The organism is Streptomyces catenulae, from assembly GCF_000718015.1.
GTDB classification, from domain to species: Bacteria; Actinomycetota; Actinomycetes; order Streptomycetales; family Streptomycetaceae; genus Streptomyces; species Streptomyces catenulae.
The window spans coordinates 108,914-127,569 of the sequence record NZ_JODY01000017.1; the positions used below are offsets into that span (position 1 = coordinate 108,914).

The 18,656-nt window shown below is 69.7% G+C and carries 19 protein-coding genes and 2 pseudogenes; 16 read left to right on the forward strand and 5 right to left on the reverse strand.

The window, feature by feature from the left end:
• Nucleotides 1–38: 38 nt before the first annotated feature.
• Nucleotides 39–701, reverse strand: coding sequence for a nucleotide exchange factor GrpE (gene grpE, locus IF23_RS0116760; RefSeq protein ID WP_030284404.1), 663 nt, complete (start codon nt 699–701; stop codon nt 39–41).
• A complete protein-coding gene (gene dnaK, locus IF23_RS0116765; protein WP_030284406.1) occupies nt 698–2,560 on the reverse strand; it encodes a molecular chaperone DnaK in 1,863 nt (620 codons plus the stop codon). Before dnaK ends, grpE begins: the two co-directional genes overlap by 4 nt.
• Nucleotides 2,561–2,879: 319 nt before the next feature.
• Here dnaK and IF23_RS0116770 point away from each other — a divergent pair, with 319 nt between their 5' ends.
• The 3 genes from IF23_RS0116770 (at nt 2,880) to IF23_RS0116780 (ending at nt 7,018) form a co-directional block, all read left to right on the forward strand.
• Nucleotides 2,880–5,147 carry a (Fe-S)-binding protein gene (locus IF23_RS0116770; protein ID WP_030284408.1) on the forward strand — a complete coding sequence of 756 codons (2,268 nt, stop codon included), beginning with the start codon at nt 2,880–2,882 and terminating at the stop codon, nt 5,145–5,147.
• A gap of 280 nt (nt 5,148–5,427) precedes the next feature.
• Nucleotides 5,428–5,928: a GNAT family N-acetyltransferase gene (locus IF23_RS0116775; RefSeq protein ID WP_245655000.1), complete on the forward strand. Its 501-nt coding sequence runs from the start codon at nt 5,428–5,430 to the stop codon at nt 5,926–5,928.
• A gap of 187 nt (nt 5,929–6,115) precedes the next feature.
• Nucleotides 6,116–7,018: a Yip1 family protein gene (locus IF23_RS0116780; protein WP_030284412.1), complete on the forward strand. Its 903-nt coding sequence runs from the start codon at nt 6,116–6,118 to the stop codon at nt 7,016–7,018.
• A gap of 112 nt (nt 7,019–7,130) precedes the next feature.
• On the opposite strand, the gene IF23_RS0116785 is transcribed toward IF23_RS0116780, so the two are convergent.
• Together IF23_RS0116785 and IF23_RS0116790 are read right to left on the reverse strand one after the other, a co-directional pair.
• A complete protein-coding gene (locus tag IF23_RS0116785; RefSeq protein ID WP_107126951.1) occupies nt 7,131–8,708 on the reverse strand; it encodes a ricin-type beta-trefoil lectin domain protein in 1,578 nt (525 codons plus the stop codon).
• Between the two features lie 156 nt (nt 8,709–8,864).
• Nucleotides 8,865–9,161, reverse strand: a pseudogene (locus tag IF23_RS0116790) (phosphoribosyltransferase); the annotation flags it as partial.
• Nucleotides 9,162–9,282: 121 nt separating this feature from the next.
• On the opposite strand from IF23_RS0116790, the gene IF23_RS31275 reads away from it, so the two are divergent.
• Nucleotides 9,283–11,028 carry a recombinase family protein gene (locus tag IF23_RS31275; RefSeq protein ID WP_078654024.1) on the forward strand — a complete coding sequence of 582 codons (1,746 nt, stop codon included), beginning with the start codon at nt 9,283–9,285 and terminating at the stop codon, nt 11,026–11,028.
• A 383-nt stretch (nt 11,029–11,411) separates the two neighbouring features.
• Here the strand turns inward: IF23_RS31275 and IF23_RS0116805 are convergent, their stop codons facing one another.
• Entirely contained in the window at nt 11,412–11,822 is a 411-nt protein-coding gene (locus IF23_RS0116805; protein ID WP_157848017.1) for a hypothetical protein, read from the reverse strand.
• A 206-nt stretch (nt 11,823–12,028) separates the two neighbouring features.
• Between IF23_RS0116805 and IF23_RS34445 the strand changes: the two genes are divergently transcribed.
• The 12 genes and pseudogenes from IF23_RS34445 (at nt 12,029) to IF23_RS0116860 (ending at nt 18,653) form a co-directional block, all read left to right on the forward strand.
• On the forward strand, nt 12,029–12,178 hold the full coding sequence (locus tag IF23_RS34445) for a hypothetical protein (protein WP_169750009.1): 150 nt from the start codon (nt 12,029–12,031) through the stop codon (nt 12,176–12,178).
• Between the two features lie 14 nt (nt 12,179–12,192).
• Nucleotides 12,193–12,468, forward strand: a complete 276-nt coding sequence (locus IF23_RS34450) for a hypothetical protein (protein WP_030284424.1) — start codon at nt 12,193–12,195, stop codon at nt 12,466–12,468.
• Nucleotides 12,465–13,517 (forward strand): YqaJ viral recombinase family nuclease, encoded by a 1,053-nt coding sequence (locus tag IF23_RS0116820; RefSeq protein ID WP_030284426.1) that lies wholly within the window; start codon nt 12,465–12,467, stop codon nt 13,515–13,517. The genes IF23_RS34450 and IF23_RS0116820 overlap by 4 nt, the downstream gene beginning before the upstream one ends.
• The gene (locus IF23_RS0116825) at nt 13,514–14,422 is read left to right on the forward strand and encodes a recombinase RecT (RefSeq protein ID WP_051739615.1); all 909 of its coding nucleotides are present in this window, start codon (nt 13,514–13,516) and stop codon (nt 14,420–14,422) included. Before IF23_RS0116820 ends, IF23_RS0116825 begins: the two co-directional genes overlap by 4 nt.
• A 56-nt stretch (nt 14,423–14,478) precedes the next feature.
• Nucleotides 14,479–14,922: pseudogene (locus tag IF23_RS34980) on the forward strand (DNA cytosine methyltransferase); the annotation flags it as partial.
• 121 nt (nt 14,923–15,043) lie between these two features.
• A complete protein-coding gene (locus tag IF23_RS34985; protein WP_245655001.1) occupies nt 15,044–15,634 on the forward strand; it encodes a hypothetical protein in 591 nt (196 codons plus the stop codon).
• Nucleotides 15,635–15,654: 20 nt separating this feature from the next.
• Nucleotides 15,655–15,810, forward strand: a complete 156-nt coding sequence (locus tag IF23_RS34990) for a hypothetical protein (protein WP_245655008.1) — start codon at nt 15,655–15,657, stop codon at nt 15,808–15,810.
• Nucleotides 15,811–15,969: 159 nt separating this feature from the next.
• Nucleotides 15,970–16,959: a hypothetical protein gene (locus tag IF23_RS33555; protein ID WP_051739617.1), complete on the forward strand. Its 990-nt coding sequence runs from the start codon at nt 15,970–15,972 to the stop codon at nt 16,957–16,959.
• Complete coding sequence (locus IF23_RS0116845; RefSeq protein WP_030284431.1) at nt 16,956–17,774, forward strand: hypothetical protein; 819 nt, start codon at nt 16,956–16,958, stop codon at nt 17,772–17,774. Before IF23_RS33555 ends, IF23_RS0116845 begins: the two co-directional genes overlap by 4 nt.
• Nucleotides 17,771–18,016: a hypothetical protein gene (locus IF23_RS0116850; protein WP_157848018.1), complete on the forward strand. Its 246-nt coding sequence runs from the start codon at nt 17,771–17,773 to the stop codon at nt 18,014–18,016. Before IF23_RS0116845 ends, IF23_RS0116850 begins: the two co-directional genes overlap by 4 nt.
• Nucleotides 18,013–18,198, forward strand: a complete 186-nt coding sequence (locus IF23_RS0116855; RefSeq protein ID WP_030284435.1) for a hypothetical protein — start codon at nt 18,013–18,015, stop codon at nt 18,196–18,198. The genes IF23_RS0116850 and IF23_RS0116855 overlap by 4 nt, the downstream gene beginning before the upstream one ends.
• Entirely contained in the window at nt 18,195–18,653 is a 459-nt protein-coding gene (locus tag IF23_RS0116860; RefSeq protein ID WP_030284437.1) for a hypothetical protein, read from the forward strand. Before IF23_RS0116855 ends, IF23_RS0116860 begins: the two co-directional genes overlap by 4 nt.
• Nucleotides 18,654–18,656 lie beyond the last annotated feature (3 nt).

Sequence of the window (18,656 nt, forward strand, 5' to 3'; positions counted from 1 at the left end):
GTCCCTCCTTCCGTGTCTTCTTCTCTGCCGTCCGCACGTCAGCCCTCGTCCGGGCCACCGTTTTCCTCGTCCGAAGCCTTGGCACCGTCCTCGGATGCGGACTTACCACCCTGGGCGCCCGGCTGCGGCTCGGCGACGGCGACCCGCGCGGGGCGGATCGTTCGCTCACCGATGCGATACCCGGGCTGCAGGATGGCCACGCACGTGGTCTCCGTGACGTCCGGTGCGTACGAGTGCATCAGGGCTTCGTGGATCGTCGGGTCGAAGGGCTCGCCCTCCTTGCCGAACTGCTGCAGGCCCAGCTTGGCGACCACGGTCTCCAGCGATTCGGCCACCGACTTGAAGCCGCCGACCAGCTCGCCGTGATCGCGGGCGCGGCCCACGTCGTCCAGGACCGGGAGCAGCTCGGACAGGAGGTTCGCCGCGGCGATCTCCTTGACCGCGACGCGGTCCCGCTCCACCCGGCGCCGGTAGTTCTGGTACTCGGCCTGGAGCCGCTGGAGGTCCGCGGTGCGCTCGGTGAGCGCGGAACGGGCCTGGTCCAGCTGGGCGGTGAGCGCGACGTCCTGTGCGCTCTGCTTGTCGTCCCCGGCCGGGGCCGAGCCCGCCTTGTCGGCGGACTCGGCTCGTGCCGCGTCGTCAGCTGCGGACTCGGCGGAGACGTCGGGCTTCTCGTCGAAGCCCGGGGTCTCCTCCGTCACGCCGCACCGTCCTTCTTGGGCTTCTCGTCGTCGACGATCTCGGCGTCCACGACGTCGTCCTCGGCCTTGGCCTCGCCCGCACCGGCACCCGCGGCGCCGGCGGCACCGGCGTCGGCACCCGCGGCCTGGGCGTCGGCGTACATGGCCTGGCCCAGCTTCTGCGAGACGGCGGCGACCTTCTCGGTGGCGGTGCGGATCTCGGCGGAGTCCTCGCCCTTGAGCTTCTCCTTCAGCTCACCGACGGCGGTCTCGACCTCGGTCTTCACCTCGGCGGGGACCTTCTCCTCGTTGTCCTTGAGGAACTTCTCCGTCTGGTAGACGAGCTGCTCGCCCTGGTTACGGGACTCGGCGGCCTCGCGGCGCTTCGCGTCCTCATCCGCGTACTGCTCCGCCTCCTGGCGCATGCGGTCGACCTCGTCCTTCGGCAGCGAGGAGCCGCCGGTGACGGTCATCTTCTGCTCCTTGCCCGTGCCCAGGTCCTTGGCGGTCACGTGCATGATGCCGTTGGCGTCGATGTCGAAGGAGACCTCGATCTGCGGGACACCGCGCGGGGCCGGCGGCAGACCCGTCAGCTCGAACATCCCGAGCTTCTTGTTGTACGCCGCGATCTCACGCTCGCCCTGGTAGACCTGGATCTGCACGGACGGCTGGTTGTCCTCGGCCGTCGTGAAGATCTCGGAGCGCTTCGTCGGAATCGTGGTGTTCCGCTCGATGAGCTTGGTCATGATGCCGCCCTTGGTCTCGATACCGAGGGACAGCGGGGTGACGTCGAGGAGCAGAACGTCCTTGACCTCGCCCTTGAGGACACCGGCCTGGAGGGTCGCGCCCATGGCGACGACCTCGTCCGGGTTGACGCCCTTGTTGGCCTCCTTGCCGCCGGTCAGCTCCTTGACGAGCTCGGCGACGGCCGGCATACGGGTCGAACCGCCGACCAGGACCACGTGGTCGATCTCGGACAGCGAGATGCCCGCGTCCTTGATGACGTTGTGGAACGGGGTCTTGCAGCGGTCGAGCAGATCGCTGGTGAGCTGCTGGAACTGCGAGCGCGTGAGCTTCTCGTCCAGGTGCAGCGGGCCCTCGGCGGAGGCGGTGATGTAGGGAAGGTTGATCGTCGTCTCGGTGGAGGACGACAGCTCGATCTTCGCCTTCTCGGCGGCCTCGCGCAGCCGCTGGAGCGCCATCTTGTCCTTGGACAGGTCGACGCCGTGGCCGTTCTGGAACTGCTTGACCAGGTGGTCGACGACGCGCTGGTCCCAGTCGTCACCACCGAGGTGGTTGTCACCGTTGGTGGCCTTCACCTCGACGACGCCGTCGCCGATCTCCAGCAGCGAGACGTCGAAGGTGCCGCCACCGAGGTCGAAGACCAGAATGGTCTGGTCGTCCTTCTCCAGGCCGTAGGCCAGCGCGGCCGCGGTGGGCTCGTTGACGATGCGCAGGACGTTCAGACCCGCGATCTCACCGGCCTCCTTGGTGGCCTGGCGCTCGGAGTCGTTGAAGTAGGCCGGGACGGTGATGACCGCGTCCACAACCTTCTCGCCCAGGTACGCCTCGGCGTCACGCTTGAGCTTCTGCAGGATGAAGGCGCTCATCTGCTGCGAGTTGAAGCCCTTGCCGTCGATGTCGACCTTCCAGTCGGTGCCCATGTGGCGCTTGACCGACCGGATGGTCCTGTCGACGTTGGTGACCGCCTGGCGCTTCGCGACCTCGCCGACCAGCACCTCGCCGTTCTTGGCGAAGGCGACGACGGACGGCGTGGTCCTGGCGCCCTCGGCGTTGGTGATGACGGTGGGCTCACCGCCTTCGAGAACACTGACGACGGAGTTCGTCGTGCCCAGGTCGATGCCGACCGCACGTGCCATGTCGATTCCTCCAGCTGACTTGAGTGGAACGGACTCAAGCATGCATGAGCCCGGAACACCTGTCAACGGAGTTGAGTCGCGACCGCTCAACTTTTATACGAGCCTTATCCTCAGCGGAGCGATCAAGGAGCGGGCGCGGGGGCGCGACCGCCGTCCGGTGGACGCCCGCCGCCCTCGCGCGGGGGCGCCCGCGCGACGCAGATCACCGGCCGGGCGGCTTCATGGGGCCCCGGATACTGGGTAACCTCAGCGCAGACCCGAAAAGTTACTGCTTAGTAGTCGCAGTAGTCCCCGCTCTCGCAGGCCCGAGGAGCCATCAATGCAACTCGCCGCGATCATCGTGTCGCTGGTCCTAATCGCGGTCGGCGTCGCGCTGTTCGGCCGTGCCATCGCACAGATCTACCGCTTCGTACGGCTCGGCCAGAACGTCCCCGCCGGCTCCCGGACCGACGACCCGAAGCAGCGCACCGTCACCGTGGTCAAGGAGTTCCTCGGCCACACCCGCATGAACCGCTGGGGCGTCGTCGGCGTCGCGCACTGGTTCGTGGCGGTGGGCTTCTTCTCGCTGCTGCTGACGATCGTCAACGCCATCGGCCAGCTCTTCAAGGCGGACTGGCTCCTGCCGATCATCGGCGACTGGGCCCCGTACAACGTCTTCGTCGAGTTCATCGGCACGATGACGGTGCTCGGCATCCTCGTGCTGATCGCGATCCGCCAGCTGAGCAAGCCGGGCAAGCCGGGCCGCAAGTCCCGCTTCGCGGGCTCCAACTTCGGCCAGGCGTACTTCGTCGAAGCCGTCATCCTCATCGTCGGCGTCTGCATCTTCATGCTGCACGCGCTGGAAGGCGCCCAGCACCACGTCGACGGCTACGAGGCGTCCTTCTTCATCTCGTACCCGGTCGTCAGCTGGTTGGAGGGGATGGACGTCGCGACGCTCCAGAACCTCACCTACTTCTTCGCCGGGCTGAAGATCGCGACCTCGTTCATCTGGATGATCACCGTCGCGCTCAAGACCGACATGGGCGTCGCCTGGCACCGCTTCCTCGCCTTCCCCAACATCTGGTTCAAGCGCGAGGCGGACGGCGATGTCGCGCTCGGCGCGCTGCAGCCGATGACCAGCGAGGGCAAGGAGATCGACTTCGAGGACCCGGGCGAGGACGACCAGTTCGGCGTCTCGCAGATCGAGCACTTCTCCTGGAAGGGCCTGCTCGACTTCTCCACCTGCACCGAGTGCGGTCGCTGCCAGTCGCAGTGCCCCGCGTGGAACACCGGTAAGCCGCTCTCCCCGAAGCTGCTGATCATGGCGCTGCGCGACCATGCGCACGCCAAGGCGCCGTATCTGCTCGCGGGTGGCGGCAAGGACGCCGAGGGCGAGGAGAAGGCGACCGCCGAGCAGTTGGCGGACGTCCCGGCGGCGGCGCTGGCCGAGGCCGAGCGCCCGCTGATCGGCACGCTGGAGGAGAACGGCGTCATCGACCCGGACGTCCTGTGGTCCTGCACCACCTGCGGCGCCTGCGTCGAGCAGTGCCCGGTCGACATCGAGCACATCGACCACATCGTCGACATGCGCCGCTACCAGGTCATGATCGAGTCCAGCTTCCCCTCGGAGGCGGGCACGATGCTGAAGAACCTGGAGAAGAAGGGCAACCCCTGGGGTCTGGCCAAGAAGCAGCGGCTCGCCTGGACGAAGGAGGTCGACTTCGAGGTCCCGGTCGTCGGCAAGGACGTCGAGGACCTGACCGAGGTCGACTACCTCTACTGGGTCGGCTGCGCCGGTGCCCTGGAGGACCGAGCGAAGAAGACCACCAAGGCGTTCGCCGAGCTGCTGCACATCGCGGGCGTGAACTTCGCGATCATGGGCGGCGACGAGAAGTGCACCGGTGACTCCCCGCGCCGCCTGGGCAACGAGTTCCTCTTCCAGCAGCTCGGCGCGGAGAACGTCGCCACGCTGAACGCCGCCTTCGGCGAGGACGACGAGGACGAGTCGACCAGGAAGCCGAAGTCCTCGAAGAAGATCGTCGCGACCTGCCCGCACTGCTTCAACACGATCGCCAACGAGTACCCGCAGCTCGGCGGCGAGTACGAGGTCATCCACCACACGCAGCTGCTCCAGCACCTCGTGGACGAGGGCAAGCTGGTGCCGGTCACGCCCGTCGAGGGCCTGATCACGTACCACGACCCCTGCTACCTCGGTCGGCACAACAAGGTCTACACACCGCCGCGCGAGATCATCGCCAAGGTGCCGGGCCTGCGGAACGAGGAGATGCACCGCCACAAGGAGCGCGGCTTCTGCTGCGGCGCGGGCGGCGCCCGTATGTGGATGGAGGAGCGCATCGGCAAGCGGATCAACAACGAGCGGGTCGACGAGGCGCTCTCCCTCAACCCCGACATCGTCTCGACCGCCTGCCCGTTCTGCCTCGTCATGCTGACCGACTCGGTCAACGGCAAGAAGAACGACGGCAAGGCGAAGGAGTCGATCCAGGTCGTGGACGTGGCCCAGCTGCTGCTGGACTCCGTCAAGACCCCGATCGACCCCACCGACGACGCCCCGGCGGAAGACGCACCGGAGCCGGAACCGGCGAAGTGATCCCGGGACCCGAAGTGACCCCGGGCCCCGGAGTGATCCGGGCGCCGGTGGCCCCCTAGGGGCCGCGTTCCACGGAAACGGCCGGTCCGTATCGAGCTCATCCCTCGATGCGGACCGGCCGTCGGTTTGTACGGGGGCGAGGCGGAGGCCCGGGGGCGCGGGGCCCGGAAGCGCCGCGTCCGCTGCCGCCGTCCCCGGGCTCTCCCCTGGCTCTCCCCGGCGCCTCCCGCCCCCGGAAAACCACGCGACGTCCGTCCCGCCGTCCGGCACGATGACGGCCATGACCTCTGCCCCGGCACCCGACGCGCGCCCCGGCGGCGCGATCCCGGACGACGGCGTCCGCGTCCGCCGCGCCACCACGGCGGACGCCCCCGCCATCGCCCGTGTCCACCGCGAGTCCCGGCGGGTCACCATGCCCTACCTCCCGCCGCAGCGGCGCGACCTCGACGACGTCATCACCTGGATCCGCGACCATCTGCTGCCCGGCTGCACCACCTGGGTGGCCGAACGCGGCACCGAGATCATCGGCTACGCCGCCGTCCGCGACGACGCGCTCGAAGACCTCTACCTCCACCCCGACGAGCTGCGCCGCGGTCTGGGCACCCGGCTGCTCGAAACGGCGCTGGCCCACCGCCCGGACGGCCTCACCCTGCACGTCTTCGAGGCCAACACCGGCGCCCGCGCCTTCTACGAGCACCACGGCTTCACCACCGTCGCCGACGGCTCCGACAACATGGAGGGCCTGCCCGAGCTGACCCTCCACCGCGGCCCGACCGGCTGAGGCGGAGCCTCCCGTCGGAATCTCCCGTCGGGGCTTCCCCTAGGGGTCATGGCCGGTTTGCGCAGGTAGCGGTGTCCGGTTCCCCCTAGGGGATGTCACAGCTCGGCAGCAAAGGTCCCCCGCTGTCCCCGGGCCACCACGGGGACCGCGCGGAGCAGGTACGTTCGAGGGCGTGGCTGGATTCAGGATGGGTCGCGGACAAGATCCCCGCGCCGCACAGGACAGGCAGCAGCAGGGACAGCAGGCGCCGTACGGGCAGGGCCCCTACGGGCAGCAGCCCCCGCCCCCGCACGCCCAGTGGCAGCAGCCGCAGCCCGGGCAGTACGGCGGGCCGGGCGCCACGCAGCCGGACCGCTCCGGCGAGCCCGAGTACTTCGGCGACGGCGGCTACCAACAGCCGTACGCCCCGTACGCCCAGGCAGACGCCCCCGGACACACCCAGCAGTTCAGCCTCGACGAGGCCGACGCATACGGGCAGCAGCCCTACGACGACGGGCAGTACGGCGACGCCGGGGTCTACCAGGCGGGGCAGAACACCGCACCGTCCGGCCCCCGGCTGCACTGGAAGCAGTTGCTGCCCGGCATCGTGATGCGGCCGGTCGCCACGTTCTGGCAGATGCGCGACCACCAGGTCTGGGCGCCCGCGCTGATCGTCTCGTTCCTCTACGGGCTGCTCGCGGTCTTCGGCTTCGACAAGGCGCGCGAGGACGTTCTCAACGCCACGCTGGCGCAGAGCATCCCGTGGGTGCTGATCACCGCCGTGATGTTCGTCGTCGGCGGCCTGATCCTCGGCGCGGTCACCCACACCCTCGCCCGCCAGCTCGGCGGCGACGGCGCCTGGGCGCCCACCATCGGCCTGTCGATGCTGATCACGGCGATCACCGACGCGCCCCGGCTGCTGTTCGCGATGTTCCTCGGCGGCGACAGCCCGCTGGTGACCATCCTGGGCTGGCTGACCTGGCTGGCCTCCGGCTTCCTGCTGACGCAGATGGTCAGCAAGTCCCACGACCTGCCGTGGCCCAAGGCCCTGGGCGCCTCCGCGATCCAGCTGGTCGCCCTGCTCGCCCTGGTCAAGCTCGGCACGCTCTGACCGTACGGCCGGGCGCGTGTTTCACGTGAAACAGGCGCCGGGCCCGTACGGACCGAAGGGCCCCGCCCCCGGATCTCGTCCGGGGCGGGGCCCTTCGCCGTGGCCGGAGTGCTCAGCCGCGGGTGAACTTCTGCGCCGCCGAGCCGTCGCAGCTCTCCAGCCGCAGCGGGTCCTTCGCCGCCCGCAGCGTCAGACAGAGCGAGGTGGCCGCCGCCGGGCGGTAGGTACCGCCGTCGCCCGCGGTGAAGCGCTGGTTCTCCGCCCCGGAGCAGTTCCACACCACCAGCGCGGCGCCCGCCTCGTAGCGGCCACCGGGTACGTCGAGGCAGCGGTCATGGGTCAGCTCGGTGTGCAGCGACCGCTCGCCGGGGTCGTACCACCAGCCCTGGTTGCGCTGGCCGAGACAGTCCCAGCCGCCGACCGGGGTGCCGTTGGCGGAGGCGCCGCCGGTGAGATCCGCGCAGGTCCCGGTGGCCGCGTTGCGCAGCGGGCGGAACGCGTCGTCCCAGGCGCCCGGGTAGAGCTGCGGCTTCCCGGTGCTCGCCGGGTCGGCGCAGGACGCCTCGCGCAGCCCGCTGTCGTAGAACTGCGTCAGGCAGGAGGCGAAGGCGGCGTGGCCCCTCGCGTTGGGGTGAAAGGACTGCCGCACCGAGTTGGCGTCCGGCGGGAACGGATAGGAGACGTCCACGTAGAGCCCGCGCGCCCAGGTGTCCTCGGTGCAGACCTCGTGGCCGTGGAAGAGCCGCGAGGTGTCGAGGTACTCCGCGCCCGAGGTGTTCGCCGCCTTCCGCACCCCGCGTTCGAACGCCGGGACCGCGGTGTTCCGCCCCCACGCCGAGTCGGAGGTGTAGCCGGTGCAGCCGCCCGGGAGCTTGCCGGGGAAGTTCGGGTTATCGGTCATGTCCGGCCCGATCGGGCTCGGGTACGACATGAGCACGAGGCGGTAGTCGCCGTCCGCGTACCCGGCGCCGCGCATCACGGTCCGCAGATCACCGACGGTCCGCTCGACCTTCGGCACCAGCCCGTCGACCCGCGCCTGCCAGCCCGGCTGGTACTTCGGCTCACAGGTGCCCTGGAGCGTCAGCCACCGCGTCACGCAGTCCGTCATCACCGGCCCGAACTGCAGGTCGTCGTTGGCGCCGACCATCATCACGATCATCTTGACCCGGGTGTTCCGCGCCGCCGCGGCCAGACTGTCGCTCTGCACCTCCTCGTCCGCGTACTGCTTGTCCCCGCCGATCACGATGTTCTGGCTGTACGCGCCCGAGCAGGCCACGTTGTACGTGACATCCGCCGGGACGCCGGTGCGGTGGATCGCCGAGTCCGGCGAGCGGTGGCACCAGTTGTCCGGCCCGTCGGTGCCCGGCTCGTACGTGCCGACGCCCTCGCCGGATATCTCGCTGTCGCCCAGCGAGATCAGCGAGGTCTTCCGCTCGTCGAGGGGCCGCACCGCCGGGTCGCCGTAGAGCCGGGTGGCCTCCCGCGCACGGGCCGCCTCCAGCCGGGGCGCCAGGGGCGCGGCGGTCGGGGCGGCGGGGTGGGCCACCGGTGCCGCCGCGGGTGCCGCGACCGCCGCGCCCGTCCCGCCGCCGGTGCCCAGCGCCACGGCCAGCGCCGCGACGGCGGCCACCGGCCACCGCCTGCCGCGCCGCCCCGGTCCCGTCCGCCGCACGGTTCTCACACGTGCCATGAGGTCTCCCCTCCGGTCCGCTGTTACCGCCGGTTTCTACTCGGCGGGAGGGACCGGCGGAACGCCCGGAGCGGTATTGGCCGAAACCGGCGCGCCGGAACGCCGAAGGGGCCGTGGCACAGTGCCACGGCCCCTTCGTTCACCCGCGTTCGCCCGTCAGGCGTCCAGCACCTGGTCGTCCCGGCGGACCACCGGCGGCTGCACGGACCACGGGAAGTTGATCCAGTCGTCGGTGCGCTTCCAGACGTACTCGCACTTCACCAGCGAGTGCGACTTCTCGTAGATCACCGCGCTGCGGACCTCCGCGACGGTGTCCTTGCAGAAGTCGTGCACCAGCTTGAGCGTCTTGCCGGTGTCGGCGACGTCGTCGGCGATCAGCACCTTCTTGTCGCTGAAGTCGATGGCGTTCGGCACCGGCGCCAGCATGACCGGCATCTCCAACGTCATCCCGAGAGAGTCCCGGTGATGGCTACACCGCCTCTTGCGCGGGACTACCAGCGTGGTGCCGAGTGCGTACCGGTAATCGCTGGGCTCGATCCCCCGCAAGACCTAGTCTTAGCCACGAGGGGGCAACATGACGACCAGCGTTGTTGCAGCTCAGAGCGAGGTTCCTCGTTCTCATGTCCTTACCGGGGGTCGGGTCGAGGGTCCTCGCCCGACCGCCGGTTTGCGCGGTGGAAGGTACGCACGCAAGAGCGCGTACCGCGGTAAGAGCGCACGCCGGGGTTACTCGGTGCGCGAGCAGCTCCACGCCTCGCAAGGTGACGCCGACCGCCTCGGCGTGAACATCGTCGAGGACTTCGTCGACGATGACCGTTCGGCTTCTCGCTACCGCGACCGCGAGCGCGAGGAGTTCGAGCGAATGATTGAGTGGATCGAGACCGGCAAACTCGACATCGTCCTCGCGTGGGGTTCGTCCCGGCTGCAACGCGACTTGGACGTATACACCCGACTGCGCAACACCTGCGCGAAGTACGGCGTTCTGTGGTGCTACGGCGGCAAGGTCTACGACCTGTCGAACAAGGACGACCGTTTCCGCACGGGCCTCGACGCCCTGCTCGGCGAGCGCGAGGTCGACGAGCTACGCGACAACGTCAAGCGCACGTTGCGTGCGAATGCGGCTATCGGTCGGCCGCATGGGATTTCGGCGTACGGATATCGGCGGGTGTACGACCCGCGAACCGGTGCTTTCGTGCGGGAGGAAGAGGACACCGTGCAGGGGCCGGTCGTTCTTGAAATCTGCAAGCGCGTCGCGAACGCCGAGCCGTACAAGGCCATTGCCCGGAGCTTGCAGGCTCGGGAGATTACGCCGCCGGCGTTGCGTTGGACGAAGGGGATGGTTACTCGGCTGTCTCGTGAGAAGCCTTCGAATCCGGCGCACGAGGCACTGTGGCACGAGGCGGTCGAGCGTTTGGGGCAGGGTGATGAACCGCTGACGATCGCTCGTGACTTCAACGAGCGCGACGAGCCGTTGATCGCTGCTGTCTGGCACGGGGCCACGGTCAAGGACATCGCGATGGACGTGCGCTATACGGGTGCGCGTACGCATCATGGCGAGGTCACCAACGAGGCCGCGTGGCCGCAGATTGTGCCGCCGCACATCCATGCGAAGTGCGTAGCGCTCGACAAGGCGAAGAAGGGGAAGCCGAGCAACTCGCGCCCGGGGGTGGCGAAGTACCTGTTGTCGTCGATCATGTGCTGCTCGGAGTGCAGGTATCCGGTGGTTTCCGATCCGACCGATTACGGGTTGAACTACCAGTGCAAGACGCCCGGCAAAGACGGGGCCACGGGGTACCACGTGAGCGGCAAGCAGGCGCCGATCGACGCGTACGTGCTCGGGGAGTTGTTCAACTGGCTCGCCTCGCCGGCGTTCGTGGAGGCGTACACCAAGGGCGACAGGGAGTTGCAGGACCAGATCGCGGACGCTCAGGCCGAGGCCGAGCTGCTGTCGTCGCGGTTGGAGGGGTTTCGCGACAAGGCTGCCGAGGGTGATCTGTCGGCGGACAGTCTGGCGGCGATGGAGGCCCGGCTACTGCCGAAGATCAGGAAGGCGGAGGAGGCGGCAAGGTCGCTGCGGGCGCCGGAGGTTGTTGCTGATCTTGCGGGTGCGTCACGCGAGGAGATCGAGAAGGCGTGGACTCGGCTTCAGGTCGCGCAGCGACGTGTGATCGTCGAATCGCTGCTTGAGGTCACGCTGCATCCTGTTGGCAAGGGTCGGCATAGCCGTGCCGGGGTGCCGATCTCGTCGTATGTCACGGTGGTCCGTAAGTCGTTGCGGCCGACCGTGTCTAAGCAGAGCGAGCTCGCGAAGGCGGCGTGAAGTCACGACACCGAAGGGGCCGCACAGCACTCGTGTGCTGTGCGGCCCTCATCGTGTCTTACGATCTGCCCCCGCCGGTGTCCGACTGGTGCGCTGAGGTGCTGGGGCTTTCGGAGGTGTGGGAGCCGAGGCCGTTCAGCACTCTCTGAAGGGCGTTCGCGCCGGCCTCGGTGATGAGGCGGTCGTCGATCGCAATGGTGAGGTTGTGGGCGGTTGCGCGGACGGCTGCGGGTGAGCCGTCGTCCAGTCGGATACGGCTAACGACTATCAAAGATCCCCCGATCCCCTAGTGCAGACCCTTGACCCGAACGAAGATCCAGGATTCAAGGAGGACGCACCTTACTAGGGGGTAAGAGGCCAGGTCACGCGTCGACTTGCCCGCGTTACGGATCTGGCTGATTTGCCTCCACTTTTTCGCCGCCTGCCCACTTGTTTAGGAGCTCTTGAACCTTCGGCATGTCGCCAGCCGTCATGCCGGGCACGTGCGCGACGACGACGGTTGCCTCGGGAGTGCTGGCGCCGAGCGGGTCGTCGGCGATGAGTCCGACGTACTGGTGCGCGGCCGCGATCTGTACCTCGCGAACAGGCTTGTCGACCGCTGCGGCGATTGATCGCACCAGCGGGGGTGAGATTTTGACGGGTTCGTCGAGGGCGATCTTCCTCAGTGTCGTGTGGGACGGCTGGTAGCCGGTCTCCGGGTCGATCGCCCGCTCGGTCAACTTGCGGTAGGTCGCCCCTGGGGCCGCTAGCGCTGCGCGCACCATGTCGGCAAAGGGGGTGTCGGCTTCCGACACTCTCTCGTCTCCGTTCTCGTCACTGAACGCGAACACTCTCATCTAAGCACTCATCTACACCGATCGTGCACTGAAGAACCGTATTGACGTGCCAGAACACCCCTTCTACGGTGCTGCTGTTCGCGAACGACAACAGACGTCCGTCCTTCACCATGGGCAACTCGCGTCATGTTGTTCGTATTCGACTACAGAGACCAGGGGGAGCCGTGCACGTCGACGAGTCGAACCCCACGCCGTCCAAGGCGGACGAGTGGCCCGTGCCCACGCCCGAGCAGCTCGATCTCATCCGGCGCATTCTCGCGCCGCATGTCCGCCGGGCACGGGCAGAGCAGGCCGAGCAGCAGACGGCCGCGTGAGGGGAGACCAGAAAGTGAACGAGGTCGAGTTCATCGGGCCGCCGCCCAAGCAGCGCAACACCAAGCACTCTCGTATCGCCGAGCAGCTCAAGGCACACCCACGACAGTGGGGTGTGGTGCAGCGGCCTGCCACCATCAAGCGCGCGGCTGCCGCAGCACAGGCGATCAAGACCGGCCGTCTCCCCGCGTACGGGCCGGCGGGAACGTTCGAGGCCGTCGCCCGCACGATCACCGATGGCGGCCGTGTCGAGCACCGGGTGTATGCCCGGTACGTCGGGGACACAAAGTGACCCCCGTCGGCCAGCCGGCGGCCGTAACGCCGACCGGCGTCGTCGTCGCCCCGCCGAACCTCGGCCGCGAGCAGTGGCTCGCTGCGCGGCGTACAGGGGTCGGTGGTTCGGAGGTGGCCGCGGTGCTCGGCATGAGCAAGTACACGTCGGCGCATGAGGTCTACCTCGACAAGCGGGGCGAGCTGCCGCTCGACCGCCCGCAACACCCGGACCTCGCCGAGGCGGCGTTCTGGGGTCTGGCGCACGAGCCGACGATCGCCCGCGTGTTCTCCGAGCGGTCCGGCCTCGCCGTCGTAGAGGGGCCGGGCACGCTCGCGCACGTCGAGCGCCGTTGGATGCTCGCCAACGTCGACCGGTACGTGCTCGGCAAGGACGCGCAGCCGTCCAGCCTGTTGGAGATCAAGACACGCAGCGCGTTTCAGCTCGACGAGTGGCTCGACGGCGTGCCGGACGGTCCGGCCCTTCAAACGCACTGGTACCTCGCCGTGACCGGCTACTCGTACGCGTACGTCGCCGCGCTGCTCGGCGGTAACCGGTTGCTGATTCATCGCGTCGAGCGCGACGAGGTACTCGTCGAGCACCTCGTCGACCTGGTCGGCGAGTTCTGGCAGGGGGTGCTCGACGGCACCCCGCCGCCGGTCGATGGGTCCGAGGCGACCGAGGAACTGCTCGGCCACCTCTACACGGTCAAGGCCGAGGCTGTGACCGTCGCCGACCCGGCCGAGGTCGTGCCGCTGCTGGAGCGCCGGCGCGAGCTCAAGGCCCGGGAGGCGCGGACCGCCGACGAGCTGCGCGAGGTCGACAACCGGTTGAAGGCGGTCGCCGGCGAGGCCGAGATCGTCAAGACGCAAGGCCGAACCGCGTTCACGTGGAAGCAGAACGGCCCGCTGTCGACGAAGCGGTTCGCCGCCGCGCACCCGGACCTCGCGCAGCAGTACACGCACCGCGTCGACGCGCTCGATACCGCGCGCCTCGCCGCCGAGCACCCCGACGAGTTCCGGGCGCACCGCGCCCGACGTCTCGTCGTACCGAAGGAGTCCGCAGCGTGAGCACCAACCTCGCCGAGCGCGTCGCCGACAAGCGCAGCCGGTCGCACTCCCCCGCTGTCCAGTCCAACAGTTCCGCGCAGCCGACGCTCGTGCAGTTCGTGCAGCGGATGCGCCCGGAGATCGAGCGCGCGCTGCCCGCGCACCTCGGCGGCGCCGACCGGATCGCCCGTATCGCGCTCACCGAGCTGCGCAGGGTCGAGCACCTCGCCGAGAGCACCCCCGAGTCGTTCGCCGGCGCGCTGATGACCTGCTCGGCGCTCGGCCTGGAGCCGGGCGGTGTGTCCGGCGAGGCGTACCTGCTGCCGTTCTGGAACAAGAAGACCCGCGGCTACGAGGTACAGCTCGTCATCGGCTATCAGGGCATGATCAAGCTGTTTTGGCAGCACCCGCTCGCCGCCGGTCTCGACGCGCACACGGTGTACGAGGGGGACGAGTTCGAGTTCGAGTACGGGCTCGAACCGAAGTTGCGGCACGTTCCGGCGCGCGGCTCGGCCAAGGGCCAGCCGACGGGTTACTACGCCGTCGCGCGCCTGTCGAACGGCGGCTCGGCGTTCATCGTGCTCGACGTCGACGACGTCGAGGCCATCCGAAGGCGCAGCAGGGCCAAGGACTTCGGGCCGTGGGCGACGGACTACGACGCCATGGCCCGCAAGACCGCCATTCGCCAGCTCTTCAAGATCATTCCGAAGAGTGCCGAGCTCGCGCGGGCGGTCGCGCACGACGAGACCGTGCGGCGTGATGCGTCGCCCGAGGGGCTCGACGTGCCCGGGGACTACATCGAGGGCGAGACCGTGCCGCAGCCAGCGCCGCGGGGTGCCGAGCAGCAGGTCGTCGAGGATGTGCCCGCGCAGTTCTCCGGGTGGCCCGAGGCGGCCGAGCCGGGCGCCGAGGGGGCTGCCGCGTGATGCTCCCGGACGAGCCGAGGATCGGCTCGCTATGCAGCGGTTACGGCGGACTCGACATGGGCGTGCGGTCGGTGCTGGGCGGCTCGGTCGCCTGGCACTGTGAGATTGACCCGAACGCCTCGAAGATCCTCTCGCAGCACTGGCCCGAGGTTCCCAACCTCTCTGATCTGACCGCCGTCGACTTCTCCGACGTCGAGCCGGTCGACGTCCTGACTGCCGGGTTTCCGTGCCAGGACGTCAGCTTGGCCGGCCTTCGTGCGGGCATCGCGGCCGGGACCCGCTCGGGTCTGTGGCTGCATGTCGCCCGCGCGATCGAGTCCCTTCGACCGTCGTTGGTGGTGATCGAGAATGTGCGTGGCCTCCTCTCGACGCAGGCCCATAGCGCAGTGGAACCGTGCCCGTGGTGTGTGGGAGACGGAAGCGCTGAGCCTGCTCTGCGAGCACTCGGTGCCGTACTCGGCGACCTGGCCCGCCTCGGGCTCGATGCGACGTGGGCGTGCGTACGCGCTTCGGAGGTCGGCGCTCCGCACCAGCGCGAGCGGGTGTTCGTCCTCGCCTGGCCTGCCGACGCCGCGGGCGCGGGACGGCAAGGGGCGCGGTTACGAGGACGGTCTGCCGACCGTGGCCGGGAAGCTGCTGCCCACCCCGACGACGACCGAGGGCAACGGCCCGGGGCCGATCGACGGGAACCGCGGGGACACCTTGCGCTCGCGGGTCCGGCTGCTGAAAACGCCAACGTCGAATCTCGCGATCAACGGTGGCTCGCAACATCCGGACAAGCGCAAGAGCGGCGGACACGGCCCGAATCTCGCGGACGAGGTCGAGCACCTGCTGCCGACCCCGAGGGCGAGCGACGGGAGCAAGGGCAGCCCGAACCAGAAGCACGGCGACGGGAGTCTGACTCTGTCGAGCACAGCGGCCCGGATGCTGCCGACTCCGACCGCGACGCCGTACGGGTCGAACCGCTCCCCGTCGCCGGGCGCGGCGACACGTCCCTCGCTGGACAGGATCGCGCCGAGCCTGCTGCCGACGCCGTCGGCCAGCGATCACGGGTCGAACGATGCGACTGCGCAGGAGCGGGCGGCGGCCGGTCATCAGGTCTATCTGTCGAACGTGACGACGTCGATTGGGGACCGTACGCCGAAGCCGTCACGAGGTGGGAAGGGCTCACCCGAACCGCTCCTTGGCCAACTGACGATCGCGGGCGACTGAGCCCGCTGTTCGTCGAGTGGATGCTCGGCCTGCCGGCCGGTCACGTGACCGGCGTTCCGGGCCTGTCGAGGGCGGCGCAGCTCAAGGCACTTGGCAATGGCGTAGTACCGCAACAGGCGGCTGGCGCGGTGCGGCTGCTGCTCGACCGCCTCGACGACATCCCGCTCGCCGTATGAGGTGCCGTCACTGGGACAGTCCGGCGTGCTGTTACTGCTGCGCGGCGGGCGCCCGCCGCTACGTCATTGGCTACCGCTGTCCGAGCCACTCCCCCGCCGCCCTCGCCGGGCAGCCCGAGCCCCCAACCGACCCGCCCCGCATGGAAGGAGTACCGGCCCGTGGCGTGGTTCAAGATCGACGACAGCGCGCACATGCACCCGAAGGTGATCGCCGCGGGTAACGCGGCGCTCGGCTTGTGGCTGCGCTGCGGCGCCTACTGCGCGCAGCACCTCACCGAGGGCCACGTGCCCGCCCTGGTCGCCAAGCAGTACGGCACCGCCCCGCAGGCCCGCAAGCTCGTCACGGCTGGTCTGTGGCACGCGCACGGGCACGACTGTCCGCGCTGCCCGCAACCGTCGGCCGCCGGTGACTACGTCGTGCACGACTACTTCGAGGCCGGGCGCAACGCCACCCGCGCGCAGGTCGAGGCCAATCGGCGGGACGCCGCCGAGCGCAAGGCGAAGAGCCGCGAGCGCGCCAACGGCGGCCAGGTCCCGGGTGGTTCGGCTGCGGATCACACGCGGGTCGTCGACGAGTCGAACGCGAATCGCGCGCGAAACGAGCGCGGGCCGTCGAGGAATCGCGAGCGAATCGAACCCCGATTTTCGGGTGGTGCCGCAGGTCAGGAGGGGGTGTCACGGCGTGACGCCATGGGAGGTGTCACGGGCCCCCTAACCAACACCAAACCATCCCCCTCTACTTCCTTCGGAAGTAGAGGAAAACAAGCTAGCCCGGACGGTCCGAGGATCGCCGAGCCGGTACGGCCCCTCGTCGACGCCATGAGCGCCGCCGGAATGGTCGTCTCCTGGCAGCTCGAATCGGGCGAGTGGCTGCTGCTGCACACCCTGATCGACCGCTGCGGCGTCGCCGTCCTCGTCGACCACGCCGGCGGAGCCTGGCAGGCCGCACGTACCCGGCCTCGCAGCGCTCGGTACTTCCTCGCCGGTTGGCGCTCCCTGCCCGCCACGTCGGCAAGCGCCCCCGAGGTTCCCGGGCGCGGCCCGAACGTCGTCGCGCTGCACGGCTCGCGTCCGTCCACCACCGATCAGCGCGTGCGCGACGGTCTCGACCTCGCTGCCCGACTCCGCGAACAGGAGGCCACGTCATGACCCCGGCCGAAGCCGCTGAACTGCTCGCCCACTGCGCCGCGTTCGACCGCCGCACCATCGGCGAGGCCGACGCCCGCGCATGGGGCCGTGCGCTGCACGATGTCCCCCTCGACGACGACACCCGAGGCGCCGTCGCCGAGCACTACGGCCACACCGACAAATGGATCACCGCCGCACAGGTACGGGAGATGCGTACCCGCATCCGCTCAGGCCGGATCGCCGCCGCGCACCCGGTCTACGACGGCGACCCCGACGAGACCGGCAAGCAGTTCGCCGCCAACTGGCAGGCACAGATCACCGCCGCGGCCGAGGGCCACCTGCCCTCGCGCACCATCACGCAGGCAGTCGGCGCCGTGCCCTCGGCCGAGCTGCGCGCCCTGCTGCCCGCGGTCGGCCACCCGGTCGACGACGAGACCGAGCCGCAGCCCTACGTCGACGAGGCCACCCGCGCGGAAATCCGGGCCACGCTGCCCGGCAACCGGGCCGCGCTTGTCGAGCTCGCCGTCGACTGTCCCAACACGCGGTGTCGTGCTGCTCGGCGCCATCTGTGCAAGTCCTCGCGCGGCAAGGAACTGCGCGGCACCGTGCACGGCCAACGCCGCGATGTCTACGCAATCCGGCACACGCAGTGCCCCGAGTGCGGCGCCCCGCCTCGGCATCCGTGCACCACGCCGGAGCCGCACCCGGCCCGCGTCCGCGCCGCTGTCGCCGACCGGCCCGTACCGAATCGTCGCCAGCTCGACCGCCTCATGCGCACCCCGCCCGCACCCCGCGAGACCCGCGCCCGCCACACCTCGGGAGGCAACCCCCGATGACTCCCGCAGCCGCGCGAGCCGTGATCGCCGCCCACCTCACCGACGCACTCGACGTGCACCCCCACCTCGCCACGCTCACCGCCGCCGGACTGCTCGACCGCCTCGCCATCGAGGGATGGGAGATCAACACCACCCGGCACGCGCGACCGGTCGCGCCTCGCGCGCGGGGGAACCGCGGCACTCGGCGCTCCCTCTCTCGGCTGCTGCGCCGTACCCGTGCGGACGGAGGTACCGCCCGATGACCGTCGATCCCGTGCTCGCCCTGATCGCGCTGCTCGCCGCCGTCGCCGTCGTACTGCTCGCCCGCCACGCCGGCCGCCGCTCCCCCGGGCCGCTGTGCGCACGCCGACCGGCCACCGTCCGCGACGCCTGCTCGACGCGCTGCCCCGCCTGCACCGCGCTGAAGAAAGAGAGCCACCGATGACCGCCCGTACCCGGTCCGACTCCCGTCGCGGCCGGATCGCCGCCCGCGAGGCCGAGCGCGACGCTCGCCGCAACCGGCTCCGGCTGTTCCTCGCCCGCGCCGACCGGGGAGTGCTGAGCACCGAGGACGCCGCCCAACTCCGCGGCGACGTCGAGGCCGAGCTCGCCGAGTGCGACACCTTCCGGCGCAGCGCCGGCGGGCAGCAGGCCGCGGCGATGCGGCTGCACAAGCGCGTCGAGGCGGCCGAGCAGGCCATCGTCGAGGCCGAGGCCGAACGCGACCGCCACGCCACGGCAGCGGCCGAGCTCGCCGAACGCCTCACCGTCGCCGGGCAACTCACCTACGCACTGACGGACGCGCTGACCGGCGACGAATGGCACCTCGCCTACACCGCGCGCCGTCTGTGTGCCGGGCGCATCAGCCCGCAGCAGGCCCTCACCGAAACCACCGGCTGACCC